Source organism: Chloracidobacterium sp. (assembly GCA_015075585.1).
GTDB lineage: Bacteria > Acidobacteriota > Blastocatellia > Pyrinomonadales > Pyrinomonadaceae > OLB17.
The window spans coordinates 439,003-455,216 of record JABTUB010000001.1; the positions used below are offsets into that span (position 1 = coordinate 439,003).

Here is a 16,214-nt window from a genome sequence, read left to right on the forward strand (position 1 = left end):
GCGAGAGGCTGTGTCCGATCAACGGGTACAGCCTCTTTTTCACAAGCGATCCTGTTGGTCAGAAAGGATATGTGTTCGCGGCGATCAGAGCGTCCGCGATACGCTGACGTGCCGCGATAGTGTTGATAGGCGAATTATTCTTCGTGAACCGTTTCAATGCGATCAGCAGCGTTCGTCCTTCGTCGCCTTCTGCAACAGCGGCGATCGTATTCTTTGCCTTTGCTTCAATACGCTGGATCGCGTCATTGCAGAAAACGCCTGTGATATCGAAGAATCGCGCGGCCGCGACTTCGCCATTGCGGGCGGCATATTTCTTTGCACGCAGGATGGCAGATTCCATTTGGTATGCTTCCATAATGATGTCGGCACAGTTGATGAGGACCTCCTGTTGATCTGCAAGTGCGAGCATATATTTCTGAACCGCAGTGCCGAGTACCATTAGGGCGATCTTTTTTGCGTTGCCGGCAAGCCGTGTCTCGGCGGCGAGCGATCCGCTGTCTTCGTCAAACGACATCTGCGGCTCGAGTATCTCCTCCTGCAGCGCCTTTGCCGCCTGAAGAAGGCCGAGCCGCCCTTTCATCGCACGCTTTACCAGTTGGCCCGGAATGAGCATCCGGTTGATCTCGTTCGTGCCCTCAAAGATGCGGTTGATGCGCGAGTCGCGATATGCCTTTTCGGCCGGATAGTCGGCTGAATATCCGTAGCCGCCATAGATCTGCACCATCTCATCAACGACGAAGTCGAGGGCTTCGCTGCAGGCGACCTTATTGATCGACGATTCTACGGCGTACTCCTCGATCGATTGCAGCTTTTTGGCATTATCGGCACCATCGCCGATAAGGGCGTCGATCATTCCGACCGTGCGGTAGGTGATCGACTCCGATACCCAAGTGCGGACAGCCATTTCGGCGAGCTTGTGCTTCATGGCACCGAATGACGAGATCTTTTTGTGGAACTGTTCGCGTTCGTTCGCGTACCTGACAGACTGATGTATGGCAAGTTTGGCACCGCCGGTTACGGACGCACCGAGCTTGAATCGGCCGACATTCAGAATGTTGAAGGCGATCTTTGCACCGTCGCCGACATTGCCAAGGAGGTTCGCCGCAGGCACGCTGCAATCGCTCAAGATAAGCGGTGTCGTCGAAGACGATCTGATGCCCATTTTGTGCTCCTCGGCGCCGGGGCGGCAGGTTTCGCTGCGTTCGACTATGAACGCAGAGAATTTCTCCTTTTCGCCGTCCACCTTTGCAAAGACAATGAACATATCGGCAAAGCTGCCGTTCGAGATGAACATTTTCTCGCCGTTGAGGACGTAGTGCGAGCCGTCATCGGTAAGTTTCGCCGTCGTTTTTGCCCCAAGAGCGTCGGAGCCGGAGCCTGCCTCGGTCAAGCAATATGCGGCGACCGTCTCGCCCGAAACGATCCGAGGTATCCATTGTTTTTTTAGCTCTTCGGAGCCGAAGTAAAGGATAGGAAGCAGCCCGATGGAGGTTTGCGCGCCGAACGTGGTGCCGAAGCCGCCGCCGCGGCCCATCATCTCGGCGATCACGACGCCCGTTGTCTGATCAAGTCCGAGGCCGCCGTATTCTTCGGGTATCGTCGCACCGAGAAGGCCCAGCTCGCCGGCCTTTTTTACAAGGCCGCGGGCGATCGCCCAGTCATGGTTCTCCATTGCGGGCAGCTGCGGATGCACCTCATTATCGACAAATTCCTTTGAGGTCTCGCCGATCATTCGCTGTTCATCGGTCAGGTCCTCGGGCGTAAAGACGTCTTCTGCCGCTTGCTCGGCGATAAGGAATTCGCCGCCTTTCAAATACTCTTTCTCAGTTCGTGCTTCCATAAAATTTCTCCTAAGATCGTGGTATGAATGAACATTCATTCAATAAGAGGCCGCTTCTGATGCCTCCTTGGGTATGACGCCAAGCCCGCAAATCAGTTTGCGGCTGCCGCAGTTATTCAGATACGAGCCGTCAGTTGCCGGCTCTCATGTCGTCGAGCTCTTTTGCGAACTTTTTGGGCAGCGTCATATCATCTTTTTCCGCCCAAACGTTCTCTTTTCCTACTACCGGTCCGAAATGATAGACGTTAATATTATCCGCGCCGGGCTCGACAAAGATGTAGTATTTATTGCCGCCGCAATTATGTGTTTCGCAGCCGGTCATCATATATACGCCGCTATCCTCTTCGATCGGAGTTTCGACGTTCCAGAACTTTTTCATCTTCTGAAAGTCTGTTCCCATGATCTTAGAAAGGCGAGCGGTGAGGTCTTTATTCGCCCAGAGCTTTGCCTCGGTCGCCGTCTTGCCAATGTCCTTTTTCAGCACAGTTAAGCTGGATCCCGTCGGTGTCAAAGCAGAGGATGACACGGGTGCCTGCGGCGAAACCGCCGCGGCCGGCGCACCTGTATGAGCATTGGCGGCATTTCCCGCATTTCCGCCGTTGGCCGTATGGTTCGCAGGAGTGCCGCCGCATGCAGCGGCGAATGCGGCAATGATCGATATTAGCAGGGTCTTTTTCATAAACGCTCCAATTTGCTGTAACGATTTGATCTATTTACGATACATCTAGTCGGCGATCCTCTCAAATATTCCTGCCGCTCCCATTCCGCCGCCGACACACATCGTAACCATTCCGTAACGTGCATTCCGCCGTTCAAGCTCACGAAGCACGGTCGCCGTCAGCTTTGCTCCAGTGCAGCCGAGCGGGTGGCCGAGCGCAACCGCGCCGCCGTTCACATTCGTTTTTGCCGGATCCATTTCAAGCACTTTCATAACAGCGAGGCTCTGCGCCGCGAAGGCCTCGTTAAGTTCGATCACGTCGATCTGATCAAGTGTTAGGCCTGCGAGTTTGAGTGCCTTCGGTATCGCATAGACCGGGCCGATGCCCATTTCTTCGGGCAGGCAGCCGGCCGTCGCGAACGAAACGAAACGTGCCATTGCCTTGAGGCCAAGCTCCGAAGCTTTATCCGCGGACATCACGACCGCTGCCGCCGCACCATCCGACATTTGCGATGAATTTCCCGCTGTAACAGTGCCGCTTGCGTGAAACACAGGTTTGAGCTTTGCCAAGCCTTCGAGCGAAGTGTCGGCACGCGGGCCTTCATCCTGCGCGAACGACGCCTCCTTGCGGCGGACACGCCCCTTCTCGTCGATCTCATCGATGAACACGTTCACGGGCACGATCTCGTCGGTGAATTTGCCTTCGCGGATGGCAGCCAGTGCCTTCATATGCGAGTTGTACGAGAACTCATCGGCCTGCTCACGCGTGATCTCATACTTGCGTGCGAGGTTTTCAGCGGTCAGGCCCATATTCAGATAGTAGTCCGGATACGTATCGGCAAGACGCGGATTCGGCCGGAACGCATTCCCGCCCATCGGGATCATCGACATTGTTTCAAGGCCGCCGGCAATGATCGCGTCAGCACCGCCGGTCATTATCCGTTCTGCCGCCAATGCTATGGTCTGCAAACCCGACGAGCAATATCGGTTAACCGTCATCGCCGAGGCCGCGACAGGCAAGCCTGCTGCGATCGATGCCGTGCGGGCGACATTCATACCTTGCTCAGCTTCGGGGAACGCACAGCCCATGATCACATCATCGATCAGCGACACATCGACGCCCGCCCTCGCAACCGCGTCCGTGATCGCCGCCGCCGCCAGATCATCCGGCCGCGTATTGCGCAGCGTTCCCTTCGGAGCCTTGCCAACTGCCGTCCGCACGGCCGAGACTATCACTGCTTCTTTCATAATTCTCCTGTTTTCACAATAATGAGTGAACGTTCATTCATTTTTACATTTCTTTTGATTTTTCGCAAGAACTCTTTTAGCGTTCCGAACGGTCATATGGCATCCGGATGACGTGAAAGACGGGATATGGACGAGGTTCCTTACAGCCGGCTCGGTAGTTGTGGGATCGATGCTCTTATTGCCAAAGCCTCGTGATTCAGTCGCCTTCGAGTTCGTCAACTATCTTTTGGACACGATCGACCTCGGCCGTACGGGCGGCCTCCTCTTCGCCGGTCGGTGCTCTCATTGCATACATTTGCAGATAGACCAATGCTTCTTGGTATTTGGCGTTCTTCTGGTATCCGTCGAGGTGCTCGGCCCAATTTTCGTAAAATCCGGCACGAGTCGCGCAATCAGGTGCCAATCCGCCGCCGCCGTCGGTCGCAATCAGCATCGGACGTTCGGCGTCACTAAAGTTTCCTTGTTCAACGAGTTCTTCCCAGCTTGTCATATTGCAGCCTCGATCAGATGTACTTCTAAAGCAGATCGTAGCGAGCTCGGGTCCATCTCGGCCAGAAAGCCGCGCTTGCCGCCGTTGATATAGATACGATCAAGGTCGAAGATCGACCGTTCGGCATAGATCGGCAATTTCGTCGCGGTGCCGAACGGCGACGTCCCGCCGAACACATAGCCCGTGAGCTTTGTTGCCCGTTCAGCCGTCACCGGCTGGACCGACCTTACGCCGAGATGCCGCGCCAACGTCTTTGTCGAGACCTTGCGGTCACCGTGCATAAGGACGAGCAGCGGCCGCTTTTCGCTTGTTTCGAAAACCAGCGTTTTGACGATAGCGTGCTCATCCAACCCGAGCTGCCGCGACGATTCGCTTGTGCCGCCGTGCTCGACATATTGATAGAGATGCGGGGTGAATTCGACCCCGTGCTCTGCCAAATATCGTGTTGCCGGTGTTACCGGATGACTGGCCGACATCGCTTTACTGCCAGCGGCGAACTTGGCGCGGCCGCCGCACCGTGAACGCATCATCGTTACGGGAACGTCATCCGCAGTTCGTTATGACTTTCGGCCCTGACATTCCTCATATCTAAAACAGGATACCAAATGATCGTTCACCATTCCCGTTGCCTGCATATGAGCATAGATTATGGTCGAGCCGACAAACTTGAATCCTCGGTTCTTGAGATCTTTGCTGATGATATCGGACAACGCACTTGTTGCCGGAACATCTGCTGCGTTCTTCCAGGAATTGACGATAGGCTTGCGACCGACGAATTCCCAAATATACCGATCGAAAGAGTCGAACTTGTCTTGAATCGCCAAGAAAGCCTTTGCGTTCGTAACGGCGGCATTGATCTTTAAGCGATTGCGGATAATGCCTTTGTTTTGAAGGAGCCGCCCGATCCTCGTTTCGGTATAACGGGCGACCTTTACCGGATCGAAATTATCGAAGGCACTGCGGTATGCTTCGCGTTTTCGCAGGATGGTGTCCCAGCTCAGCCCTGCCTGCGCACCTTCGAGCACGATGAACTCGAACAAAGCTCGGTCGTCGTGGAGCGGCACGCCCCATTCGGTATCGTGATAGGGAATGTTGATCTCGTTCTTAGCCCAATGGCATCGTTCAACTTGCATCTGATAAAAAGTACTTACGACAGGCCGGCGATCTAGCGGAACAAAAGCTTTACAAAGCCGCGTACCATGTCAGTAAGCGGCTCGCCGGCATCGTAGTTTCCCTGTGCGAAGCGAGCGTCCTGACGCGCGATCCTGTTCTGCATTTCGATCAGGTCGCGTTTCTGTTCATTCAGTGCGATCTTCTCATTCTCACGAGCACGGTCCAAGCCGCCCTGCCTTACAAAGGTTATTATCGCAGGCAGCTCTTCAGCGTCGAACCACACACCGTGTTCTTTGCAAATATCAAGAATGACCCCTGAGCTGCGTGCGAAGTTGTTTCGGTTCATCAACTGCCCGCAAACAGGGCACGGAACGTATTTGACAGGAACGTCGGATTTCGGAAATGAGCGTTCCTGTATCGATCGCAGCACGCTCGCCCGGCGCTCCTTTTCGGCACAGATATCCTCAAAGGTGTCCGCACTAGACCAGAAACCGCCGCATCGCTGACACTCGGACAATAAAGTGTTCTCTATCGCAAGAGGCGTCAACGCCGAGCGGCATCGCGGACACTTGCCGACGGGAATATTCGCACCGGCTTCGATATCAACGACAGCATTGCCGCAATGCGAGCAATACTTGCTGCCGACGAACATCAGCGAAAGGCAGGACGTACACGCGGTCGTCTTGAGGCGCGAACCGCAAAAATCACAGCGGGTCGCATCGCTAAGTGCTCCGGCACCACAATTCGGACAGTTTAGGGCAACTACGGTCACGCTGAAACACGCGGCATCCGGATGATCGGTCCAATGCCGTCATTGTCCATTCTAGCGGATATGTCCCATTGACTGCCACCAAATGTTCCGCACCTAGCGAATCCGCGTCAGTTGCGGAGTGCTTTTCCGGTCTTTAGCATCGCGGCGATGCGTTCCTGTGTCTTGCGCTCGCCGCAGAGCGAGAGGAAAGCCTCGCGTTCCAGATCGAGAAGGTAACGCTCCGAGACCTGTGCTTTGTGGTTGATCGTTCCGCCCGACATAACGTGTGCGAGTTTTGTGCCGATGAGCCTGTCATGGTCGGAGATAAATCCGCCCTGTCTCATCATGTGCAAGGCAAGCTTCATCGCCGCTTCGGCCGCCTCGCCAAATACCGTGACATCAGTGCGTTCGATAGGTGCGACAAAACCCGCGGCGTCCATATTGAGGACTTCCTGCTTGGCATCTTGAATGAGGCGGTCGCCGTTCATCGAGATGGCATCACTGTCGCGAAGAAATCCGAGTTCGCGTGCCTCTTGCGCCGATGTTGCGACCTTGCCCATGCCGATAGTTTCAAAGGTCCTTTTGAGGAATGCGACAGGGTCAGCATCGGGAACCTTTGCCCACGCATCGGAGGCGCGCATCGTCATCTCCTTTGTGCCGCCGCCCGCGGGAATTACGCCGACGCCGACCTCGACGAGGCCGATATATGTTTCAGCGGCCGCACGAACCTTATTTCCGTGCAGCGTTATCTCACAGCCGCCGCCGAATGTCATTCCGAACGGAGCTGTCACGACCGGCCTTGAGGAATACCGCAGCCGCATTACCGCATTCTGCAGCGCACGCACCATCATATTGATGTCGTCCCACTCCTCTTCCTGGGCCGCTAAGAGAAGCATCATCAAGTTCGCACCGACCGAGAAAGTGCCGCCTTGGTTGCCGACGACGAGGCCTTTGAAGTTGCGTTCGACCTCATCGATCGCAAAATTCATCATCGCGACGGTGTCGGTGCCGAGCGAGTTCATCTTCGAGTGAAATTCGAGGCACGCCACTCCGTCACCAAGATCGATCAGCGAAGCTCCGGGGTTCGTCTTTATAACGCCGTTGCGCTCCTTAACATCTTTTAGAATGAGAACGCCCGGTCTCGGCGGAACCGGCCGGTATTCGCCTGCAACAAGGTCGTAAAAGAAATGCTCCCCATTCTCGTCCTTGTAGAATGATCTCGCTCCGGAGGCCAGCATTTGCTCGATATTTGCCGGTACGGCTTGGCCTTCATGCCGCATTCTTTCGACCGATCGTTCCAAGCCGATGGCATCCCAAGCCTCGAAAACGCCGATCGTCCAGCCAAAGCCCCACTTGATGGCATTGTCGATCTCGACAACCGTATCGGCGATCTCAGGGATGCGGTTCGCCGCATATCGTGAGATCCGCGAGGTAGTTTTCCAAAGGAATTCGCCGACGCGATCTTCACCCCAAACGAGCTGTTTTACACGCTTTGCCTGATCGTCGATCTGTTTTGCAGCATCGAGCGACGCGAACTGTGCCTTCGCCTGCGGCTTGTATTCAAAGGTTTGAAGGTCGAGTTCCAGGATGACGCGGTTGCCTTCCGCGTCCTTAGACTTTTTGAAGAAGCCGCCGCCGGTCTTGTCGCCGAGGATATTCTTATCGAGCAGCGTTCGGATGATCTCGGGCAGACGAAAAACATCGCGATCCTCATCATCAGGCACCGCAGGATACAGATTATCGGTAACGTGTGCGGTAACATCCAGCCCGACGAGGTCGCTTGTGCGGAATGTTGCTGAGGACGCATGGCCGATAGCTTTTCCTGTCATTTGATCGACCTCGGTCGGTGTAAAGCCCATCGCGATCATTTCGTGAATGGTCGCCATCATTCCGAAAACGCCGATCCGATTAGCGATAAAATTCGGCCTGTCCTTTGCCGCCACAACGCCCTTGCCAAGGCGCTTATCAAGGAAGTCAGAGACCTTATCGGCGACATCCGCCCGCGTGTGTGAGCCGCGAATGACCTCAACAAGCTTCATATAACGCGGCGGATTGAAGAAATGGACGCCGATGAAGTGCTCCTTGAACTCATCGGAGAACGGTTCTGCGATCGAGTCTATCGGCAGCCCGCTGGTGTTCGATGCGACAACGGCGTTCGGACCGCGATACTTCTCGACCTCGGCGAAGAGTTTGTGCTTTATATCAAGATCCTCTACTACAGCCTCGATCACAAGGTCGCAGTCCTTGATCTTTTCAAGATCATCGGTGAAATTGCCGAGCGTGATCAGCTTTGCGTTGCCTGCAAGCATAAACGGCGCCGGTTTCAGCTTCTTCGCCGCCTCGAAAAGCGACTTGACGATCAGATCGTTGTCGCCCGCGGCGTCGCCCTTCGGAGCGATGTCGAGAAGCAAGGCCGGCACGCCTGCGTTCGTCAGGTGCGCGGCGATCGCCGCACCCATCGTGCCCGCTCCAAGCACTGCCGCCTTGCGGATCGGCATTGTGGTTGAGTGTTGATCTTTGATTGCTGCTGCGTTTGCCATACTGTAATGAACCTTTCCTAAGCTCTGATGAAATAGCTGTTGAAGGAAGTATAACTGAATGAACATTCATTCAGCAAGCCTCAGCCGACAGTGTTTTTGAACGAAGAATCTTGACACGAGGTAAAAATCGGCCGATTATGTTTCACTAACAGGCTTGAATACGCGGCGTCGGAAGAAAGGGGTACTTCGTACCGCCGAAGCGCCGTTATCTGATACTTAGGTCTGCGGAGGATTCATTATGTACAAGAGAGCGATATTGACCATTTCGGTTTTTGCATTGATGGCCGCCGGAGCTTTTGCCCAAGGCGGTTCAAAGACGACTGACAGCACTTCGGCGGATAAACCTGCAAAAGCTCCGGTCTTTCGGCCGACGAAAGAGCAGATACGCGAGGGCCAGCAAATACTCATCAAAGAAAAGTTTTACACAGGCGAGGCGACAGGTGTTTACGGTGAATCGCGGCCTGCTGTAAAGGCTTATCAGAAGGCTCACGGCCTCGATGTTAACGGCAAATTCGATAAGGCGACGCTCGAAAAGATGGGCATCGCATTGACGGACAGCCAGAAAGGTATTTCTTCAACCGGAACGGCGGGCACAAGTAGTAAGGCAAAGACATCGACCGCCGACGCAGCAACTTCAAAAGACGGACCGAAGCGTCCTGCTCCTTTCACCGCAACAAAGGATCAGATCGTCGATCTGCAGAAAGTGCTGATAGGCGCGAAACTTTTCAGCGGTGAGGCTACCGGCGAGCGGAGCGATGCTTTGAAACAGGCCGTTATGAAGTATCAGGAATCGAACAAACTCAAGGCGACCGGCGGCATCAATGCCGAAACGCTGCAAAAGGCCGGAATCGCGTTGACCGAAAAGCAGAAGGAGCAGGTCGCAGCACAAGCTGCATTCGATGCTGCGAAGAAGAAGGATTGATCTGCAGCGGCAGTTCTATCTCTGAAACGAGGGCCGCCCAAACGTGGCGGCTCTCGGTCTTTCAAGTCATACACCCGACGTCCTTATGAAATATATTATTCCCGTAACAGTATTATTTCTGCTAATAACAACGACGGCGTTCTCGCAGTCGGATCGGTCGGCTGCCGCGATCCGCAAGGTGATGAACGATCAAGCCGCGGCATGGAACCGCGGTGATCTCGACGGCTTCATGTCGATCGGCTATTGGCGATCCGACAAGCTCACGTTCGTTTCGGGCGACCGTGTAACACGCGGCTGGCAGCAAACGCTCGACAACTACAAGAAAGGCTATCCGACACGCGAAAAGATGGGCGTGCTGACGTTCTCGGATATTGAGGTAACCATGCTCGGCAAGGATTTTGCGGTCGTGCTGGGGTCGTGGGCACTAAAACGCGAAAAGGATGAGCCGCACGGAAAATTCACATTGACCTTTCGCAAACTGAAAGAAGGCTGGCGCATCATTATAGACCATACAAGTTAGCACCGGATCTCATCAAGAGGCGTTCATTTAGCAGCCGATATTGTTATGAAGCGTTGAATGTCGTGCATCTATTCGGGCAGCAAAAGCGTCTCTATACAACGCTGATGTATAATGTGCTTATCAACGATGAAGAGAAAATTTTTGACCAAGTCCTTTTGCGTTGCTCTTATCCTGCTTCTGAGTGCTTCCGTATTTGCGCAAAGAACGGGCAGAACCACCGCGCCTTCGCGAGTTTATAAGCCCGGGCCGTACACGATCGAGCAATATCTGACGATCAAGGCAGCTTCGGCTCCGTCCTTCTCGCCCGACGGACGCCGGATCGCGTATCTGTCGAACGAATCAGGGATATCTGAGGTGTGGGTAGTCGATCTTGCAACGGCAGCGACACATCGGCTGACCGATTCTGATGATAATTTGAGCTTTGTCCGCTGGCTGGGCGACGGCTCGGGCATCATTTTCGGTAAAGCAAAGGGCGGCGATGAGAATACGCAGTTCTATTGGATGCGGCCCGACGGCGCAGGCATAAGGGCATTGACGAATGATCCGGCGGTGCGGCACAACTTCGAATTTGTTTCACCTGACGGCAAATGGATCGCATACAGCTCCAACAAACGCAACCGGCAATATTTCGACAGCTATAAAATGGACATTGCATCTGGCAAGGAGACGCTGATAAGCCAATTCGACGGAAATCAGAATATCGAAGCGGCCAACGCAGCCGGAACAAAATTCATTATCTCGCGCGATGGCACGGAGTTGAGCCTCGACAATAATTTATATCTTGTCGCTGACGGCCATGAGACGCTGCTGACGCCGCATAAAGGCGCTGCGGAGTTTTACAATGTCGAGTTCTTGCCTGACGGCACTTCGCTCCTGATGTCGCAGAATGACCGACGCGAGTTCGCCGCTTTGACGCAGGTTCGCCTCGGCGTTGCGGCCCCCGCGATGGAGCCTATTGAAGATGCTCGGTGGGATGTAAGCAATATTGCGGTCTCACCCTCCGGCTCGTTGGTCGTCTATACCGTGAACGCCGACGGTTTTTCACGAGTTTTTACAAGGAATGTAGCGACGAGCGGCAAACCTGCGCTCTCTCGGTTCGTCGGGGAGGCTCGTGATGTGAAACTGCCGGGCGACGGCGTTGTTTCCGGTGTTACTTTCAACCGCGATCAGACAAAGCTGGCATTTGCCTTCAACTCGGCGACACGCAACTCCGATATTTGGACATACGATCTGAAGACCGAGCAACTGAAGCGGGTTACGCGTAGCGACACGGCAGGCGTCAACCCGAATACGTTCATCGCACCGCAGCTGGTCAGATATCAAACATTCGACGGCCGCGAGATACCTGCGTGGTATTACTCGCCGAAGCCCAAGGCTGTTGATGCTCCAGTGGCTTCGGGCTGGAAGCAAGCAACGGATGAGGATCTTTTTCGGCCGGCGACCGAGGAGATCGCATCAACGCCAAAGGGCGGCGGCAAACGGCCGCCGCTCGCACCGCGTCCGGATGGTACGGTCGGCCCGCCGATCCCTGCGGCCCGAGGACACGCGGTCATCGTTTCGGTTCACGGCGGCCCCGAGGGCCAAGAGCGGCCGGGCTTTAACCCGCTCTATCAATACTATTTATCGAAAGGATATGCGATACTCGCCCCGAATGTCCGCGGTTCGACCGGCTACGGCAAACGCTTCACGCATTTGGATGACGTTGAAAAACGTGAGGATTCCGTAAAAGATCTCTCATTCGCGGTTCAGTGGCTGACCTTTATGGGCAATGCCGATAAGGATCGGATCGCCGTTATGGGCGGAAGCTACGGCGGCTATATGACGCTTGCCGCTATCACGCTTTACCCTGAACTTTGGGCGGCAGCTGTAGATACCGTCGGTATCGCGAATTGGGAGACCTTTCTAAAGAATACAAGCGGCTACCGGCGCCGTCAGCGTGAGGTAGAGTACGGGCGGCTCGATCGTGACCTCGAATTCCTGCGTTCGATCTCGCCGATCGGAAGGGTCGATAAAATAAAGTGTCCGCTTTTTGTGATCCAAGGCAAGAATGATCCGCGTGTGCCTTACACAGAGGCCGAGCAGATCGTTACGGCGGTACGCGAACGCGGCGGCATTGTCGAATATAAGCTCTACACCGACGAAGGACACGGTATTACAAAACTAAAGAATCGGCTGGAGCTTTATCCGCTCGTCGCCGATTTCCTTGATAAGTATTTGAAATAGGGTGTCAGTCGGTTCTGAGGCCGAGTTCGCGCGTTCGTTTCCCGCGTCGGTCGCCCTTTCGTAAGAAGTGGTCGTAGGCGGCATTACTGTCGCTGTCGAGCCGCGTGATGCTGGCACCGATAAGGTACTGCTCAGTGGTCAGATGGATACCGACCTTTTCGTAGCGCCGGGCAACTATCTGCATCGCAACCTTTCCGGTCGGCAGGTCGATCTCGCAGTTGAGTTTTCGGTCCTGCCCGACAAGGTAATTCTCATTCACGCGGATCACGTTGACCATAAAGGCGATGCCGGTGCGGCTGAGATCCACGGTCTCGCCTTTGATCGCCCTGCTGCGTGCAAGGTCGTGTTCACGCGGCGTATTAAGCGTAGGTTCGAACCATATCCGCATCGGAGCGTTGAACTTCCGCCTCGATGCAACTAAACGTTCGGAAACATTTCTGCGGAAATTTGAAATAAGCCTTCGCAACATCGTCTTTGAGCTTTTAGTCTTTCAACGGTTTGCCGCCGTTGTCTTTACCGCTTACATGAGGGAGCCCTTTGTTGTCAATGTCGAGCAGGAATGATGCCCTGCCGCTTTTTCCATATTCTGCGGGAGTCGCTGTCGCATAGTAACGGCGTTTGTCGTCGGACAGCTTAACCGAGTAATTATACCCCGTTGAATCGCTCGTCAAAACGTCGGACGGCAGAAGGCCTCCGTCAATGAGCGTTTTCAGCTCGGCACAGAGGCCGCCGTTCTGCAGCGAATATGCGACCTGCGCCTTCGCTATACGTTCCAGCATTTTCCGTGCCTCATCCTCGTGCGTCTCTATGCGGAGGTTGTAGAAATAGTCTTTGCCGTCCTTTTTGATGCGTTCTTCGGTGGCGTCATCAACGGTGAGGATGATCCAAGCACCATTCTGCCGGCGAAGCTTGATCTGTTGTGTTTCGAGCTTGCCGGAGTCATCTGAAGGCAGATCGACAGTAACCGCAGCACTGTCTCCGGTAATTATCTCGCCGTTGATCTTGATGTCAGCGGGGATATCACCTGCGATCGCGGCAAGATCCACTGAGAAATCTGCAAGTTCGGCATCTGTCAAACTCTCGATCGCAGGCCGCAAATTGGTCAGAAATATCGCCTCGCGAAATTTTCGCTCACGAAGCTTTGCGTAGAACGTACGGACCGTATCGGCAGGGCCTTGCGGGTCGATCGAGATCGTTGCACCGGTCGATGTTGAGTTCGAGGCGGCTGCGTTCGCTGCATTTGCTGCGGTGCCGTTCGATGGTCCGGCCGAAGCTCCGCTGCACGCAACGGCGAAAATGAGCAGGCCGAAGAGCAGGATTCCGGAAGATAGCTGCGTAAAGTGACGCATAGTTTTGTTGTCGAAAAAAGCAACGCTGTGAGGGCTTGCATCGACCGTCAGCGCGGCAAAGCGCGGAACGTATATTGGTGATTATACGTTCCGCGCCTAAAAAGACACAACACCTTTTTGCGCCTTATATCACGCGGATCGGCCTTTCAGCCATATCTCGCGGCCGACAAGGTACAGAATGACCGCAAGCCCGACGAGCGGAATAAAGCCGAGGAAGTCGCCGGCGAGGAACGGATTGTTCTGTTCGGACCAGTGGGCGGCCTTATCCTGAATATTCTTTAGCGTTGGAAGTACGGCGAAAAGTGCTATCAGGATACCCGCGATCGCTCCGCCCGCGATGTAGCCGGACGCGAGCAAAACGCCGTTCGACTTGTCGGTTTCGGCTGCGATCTCATCCTCGGTCATATTTGTTGTGGACAACTTTCGTTTGAGATACAGATCGACGAGATAGCGAACGATGCCGCCGATAAATATCGGCGACGAGGTTGATATAGGCAGATAAAGGCCGACCGCGAATGCAAGGGACGGAACACTTGCAAGCTCCAGCACAACTGCGATCATCGCTCCGAGGATAACGAGGCCCCACGGCAAATTTTGGCCGAGCACACCTTTGATGATATATGACATCAGGGTTGCTTTCGGGGCGTCGTATCGTGTGAGCGGTTTTCCGTCCTCGTCTTTCGAGATGATGCCGTTGATGCCCGGATCGACAAAATATATCGGTTTTCCTGCTTCATCGATCAGGTATTTGCCGACTTGGCCTTCCTCCGGCTTGGTGTTTTGCCAGACTCGGTAAGTATTAGTATCGACGCCTCGGTATTTGCCGCTGCTGACGATCTCGGTCTGAAGTTTGCCGTCTTGAGTAAAGAGCTTATTTTCCGGAATGGTGAGCGAGGCGACGGGATTCGACGGCTCGATCTTCTGGAAGTACGTCTCATTGTTATTGAGCATAATGAGCAAAGCACCCAGCACCAGCGCCGAGGCGAGTGCTCCGACAAGGATAGCTATCTGCTGCCGCCACGGCGTGCCTCCTACCCAGAAGCCGGTCTTGAGATCTTGCGATGTCGTGCCGCCGTTCGAGGCTGCGATGCAGACGATGCCGCCGATCGAAAGTGCCGTTACAAAATACGGGTCTGCGGCCGTCCAGCCCATGCCGAGGAATGCAAGGCATGTGATGAGCAGTGTTGCGACCGTCATACCTGAGATCGGGTTGGATGAAGAGCCGATCTCACCCGTCAGCCTTGACGATACCGTAACGAAAAGGAAGCCCAATATGATGATGAGCAACGCACCGAAGAATGCTACGAAGGGATGTTGGAAAACGCTCAAGTTGAGCTGCGGAGCCAGCATGATGCCAAGCATCAGGATGATAAGTCCAATGATGACCCATTTGAGCGAAAGATCTTGATCAGTTCGCGGTGTTGCTGATTTTGAGCGTTCGGATCCGCCCCGCAGGTCGGCAAGGCCGCCCTTAAGCCCGTGCCATATCGTCGGCAGGCTGCGAACGAGCGAGATGATGCCCGCCATTGCGACCGCACCGGCACCGATGTAGAGGACATACGCGCTCCTTACATCACTGATGGACATCTCCGAGATCGTTTTACTTATTTCAGGTGCGATCGGCTCGGTTACCGCGGCGCCAAAGAACTTGATCATCGGGATCATTACGAGATACGAAAGGACGCCGCCGCCCATCATCAAACCCGCGACCTTCGGCCCGATTATGTATCCGACACCGAGAAGCGTCGGGTCGTTATCCGAGTTGATCGAAGCACCGTTAAAGCCGTTCTTCGTGAAATCGTAGCCGGGCTGTTCCTTCCAAAAGAAAAGAACCTTCATCAACACGTTGAAAAGAAAGCCGAAGATGAAACCGACCGTGATGATCTTGCCGCCGTGCAGAGCGGCGTTGTCATCACCGTGAGTGTCGCCGAGGTGCGAGGCCTCACGCGATTCCTTTGAGGCGCCTGCCTTTAAGACCTCAGCACAGGCTGTGCCCTCAGGATATTTCAAAAGGCCGTGCTGATCTTTGATCAGGGCTCGCCTAAGCGGGATCATCATAAGGATGCCGAGCAGGCCGCCCATAACCGCGACGATCATCACGCGCGACAGTTCCAGGTCAAAGCCGAGGATCATGATCGCCGGCATCGTAACGCCGATGCCGAATGCGATCGATTCGCCCGCCGATCCTGCGGTCTGCATAATGTTCGCTTCGAGGATAGTTGCGTCACGCATGCCGATCTTTGAGAGAAGGCGAAACAGCGTGATCGCTACCACGGCGACCGGTATCGACGCCGAAACGGTCAAACCGACCTTCAGTACCAAGTAAAGCGATGATGCTCCGAAAATAATGCCGAGCACCGTGCCTACGATCAGCGGGATCGGTGTCAGCTCACGCAGGGTTGCCGAGTCAGGGATATACGGCTTAAAGTTCTCGAGAAACGGATTTTTCATCCAACGGGTTCTCCTTTAATTACGGAATAAATTGGGGACAGACCTGCTAGGAATTTACATTGCATTCCGCGAAAAAGCAACATCCTGCAAGGCTTGGGGCGATGATCGA

Annotated in this window: 14 protein-coding genes; 3 read left to right on the forward strand and 11 right to left on the reverse strand. The window is 54.6% G+C overall.

The genetic code is table 11. The annotated features are described in order from the left end of the window. Positions 1 to 58 precede the first annotated feature (58 nt). The 8 genes from HS105_01985 to HS105_02020 form a co-directional block, all read right to left on the reverse strand. Complete coding sequence (locus HS105_01985) at positions 59 to 1,840, reverse strand: acyl-CoA dehydrogenase family protein (GenBank protein ID MBE7515370.1); 1,782 nt, start codon at positions 1,838 to 1,840, stop codon at positions 59 to 61. A 130-nt stretch (positions 1,841 to 1,970) separates the two neighbouring features. Further along, entirely contained in the window at positions 1,971 to 2,519 is a 549-nt protein-coding gene (locus HS105_01990) for a hypothetical protein (protein ID MBE7515371.1), read from the reverse strand. A gap of 45 nt (positions 2,520 to 2,564) precedes the next feature. After that, a complete protein-coding gene (locus tag HS105_01995; protein MBE7515372.1) occupies positions 2,565 to 3,746 on the reverse strand; it encodes an acetyl-CoA C-acyltransferase in 1,182 nt (393 codons plus the stop codon). 196 nt (positions 3,747 to 3,942) lie between these two features. Further along, complete coding sequence (locus HS105_02000; protein MBE7515373.1) at positions 3,943 to 4,236, reverse strand: hypothetical protein; 294 nt, start codon at positions 4,234 to 4,236, stop codon at positions 3,943 to 3,945. Further along, positions 4,233 to 4,712 (reverse strand): aminoacyl-tRNA deacylase, encoded by a 480-nt coding sequence (locus tag HS105_02005; protein MBE7515374.1) that lies wholly within the window; start codon positions 4,710 to 4,712, stop codon positions 4,233 to 4,235. The genes HS105_02000 and HS105_02005 overlap by 4 nt, the downstream gene beginning before the upstream one ends. Before the next feature lie 81 nt (positions 4,713 to 4,793). Then, positions 4,794 to 5,369 carry a DNA-3-methyladenine glycosylase I gene (locus tag HS105_02010; protein MBE7515375.1) on the reverse strand — a complete coding sequence of 192 codons (576 nt, stop codon included), beginning with the start codon at positions 5,367 to 5,369 and terminating at the stop codon, positions 4,794 to 4,796. Between the two features lie 32 nt (positions 5,370 to 5,401). Continuing rightward, on the reverse strand, positions 5,402 to 6,121 hold the full coding sequence (locus tag HS105_02015) for a zf-TFIIB domain-containing protein (protein ID MBE7515376.1): 720 nt from the start codon (positions 6,119 to 6,121) through the stop codon (positions 5,402 to 5,404). A gap of 107 nt (positions 6,122 to 6,228) precedes the next feature. Beyond that, a complete protein-coding gene (locus tag HS105_02020) occupies positions 6,229 to 8,598 on the reverse strand; it encodes a 3-hydroxyacyl-CoA dehydrogenase/enoyl-CoA hydratase family protein (protein MBE7515377.1) in 2,370 nt (789 codons plus the stop codon). A gap of 280 nt (positions 8,599 to 8,878) precedes the next feature. Here HS105_02020 and HS105_02025 point away from each other — a divergent pair, with 280 nt between their 5' ends. The 3 genes from HS105_02025 (at position 8,879) to HS105_02035 (ending at position 12,305) form a co-directional block, all read left to right on the forward strand. Next, positions 8,879 to 9,562: a peptidoglycan-binding protein gene (locus HS105_02025; protein MBE7515378.1), complete on the forward strand. Its 684-nt coding sequence runs from the start codon at positions 8,879 to 8,881 to the stop codon at positions 9,560 to 9,562. Positions 9,563 to 9,647: 85 nt separating this feature from the next. Then, complete coding sequence (locus HS105_02030) at positions 9,648 to 10,082, forward strand: DUF3225 domain-containing protein (protein MBE7515379.1); 435 nt, start codon at positions 9,648 to 9,650, stop codon at positions 10,080 to 10,082. Positions 10,083 to 10,208: 126 nt separating this feature from the next. Continuing rightward, positions 10,209 to 12,305: a S9 family peptidase gene (locus HS105_02035; protein MBE7515380.1), complete on the forward strand. Its 2,097-nt coding sequence runs from the start codon at positions 10,209 to 10,211 to the stop codon at positions 12,303 to 12,305. A gap of 4 nt (positions 12,306 to 12,309) precedes the next feature. On the opposite strand, the gene HS105_02040 is transcribed toward HS105_02035, so the two are convergent. The 3 genes from HS105_02040 to HS105_02050 all read right to left on the reverse strand — a co-directional run bounded on the left by HS105_02040 (position 12,310) and on the right by HS105_02050 (position 16,105). After that, complete coding sequence (locus tag HS105_02040; GenBank protein MBE7515381.1) at positions 12,310 to 12,693, reverse strand: hypothetical protein; 384 nt, start codon at positions 12,691 to 12,693, stop codon at positions 12,310 to 12,312. A 94-nt stretch (positions 12,694 to 12,787) separates the two neighbouring features. After that, entirely contained in the window at positions 12,788 to 13,654 is an 867-nt protein-coding gene (locus HS105_02045; protein MBE7515382.1) for a hypothetical protein, read from the reverse strand. A 129-nt stretch (positions 13,655 to 13,783) separates the two neighbouring features. Continuing rightward, a complete protein-coding gene (locus tag HS105_02050) occupies positions 13,784 to 16,105 on the reverse strand; it encodes an oligopeptide transporter, OPT family (protein MBE7515383.1) in 2,322 nt (773 codons plus the stop codon). Between the last annotated feature and the right edge of the window lie 109 nt (positions 16,106 to 16,214).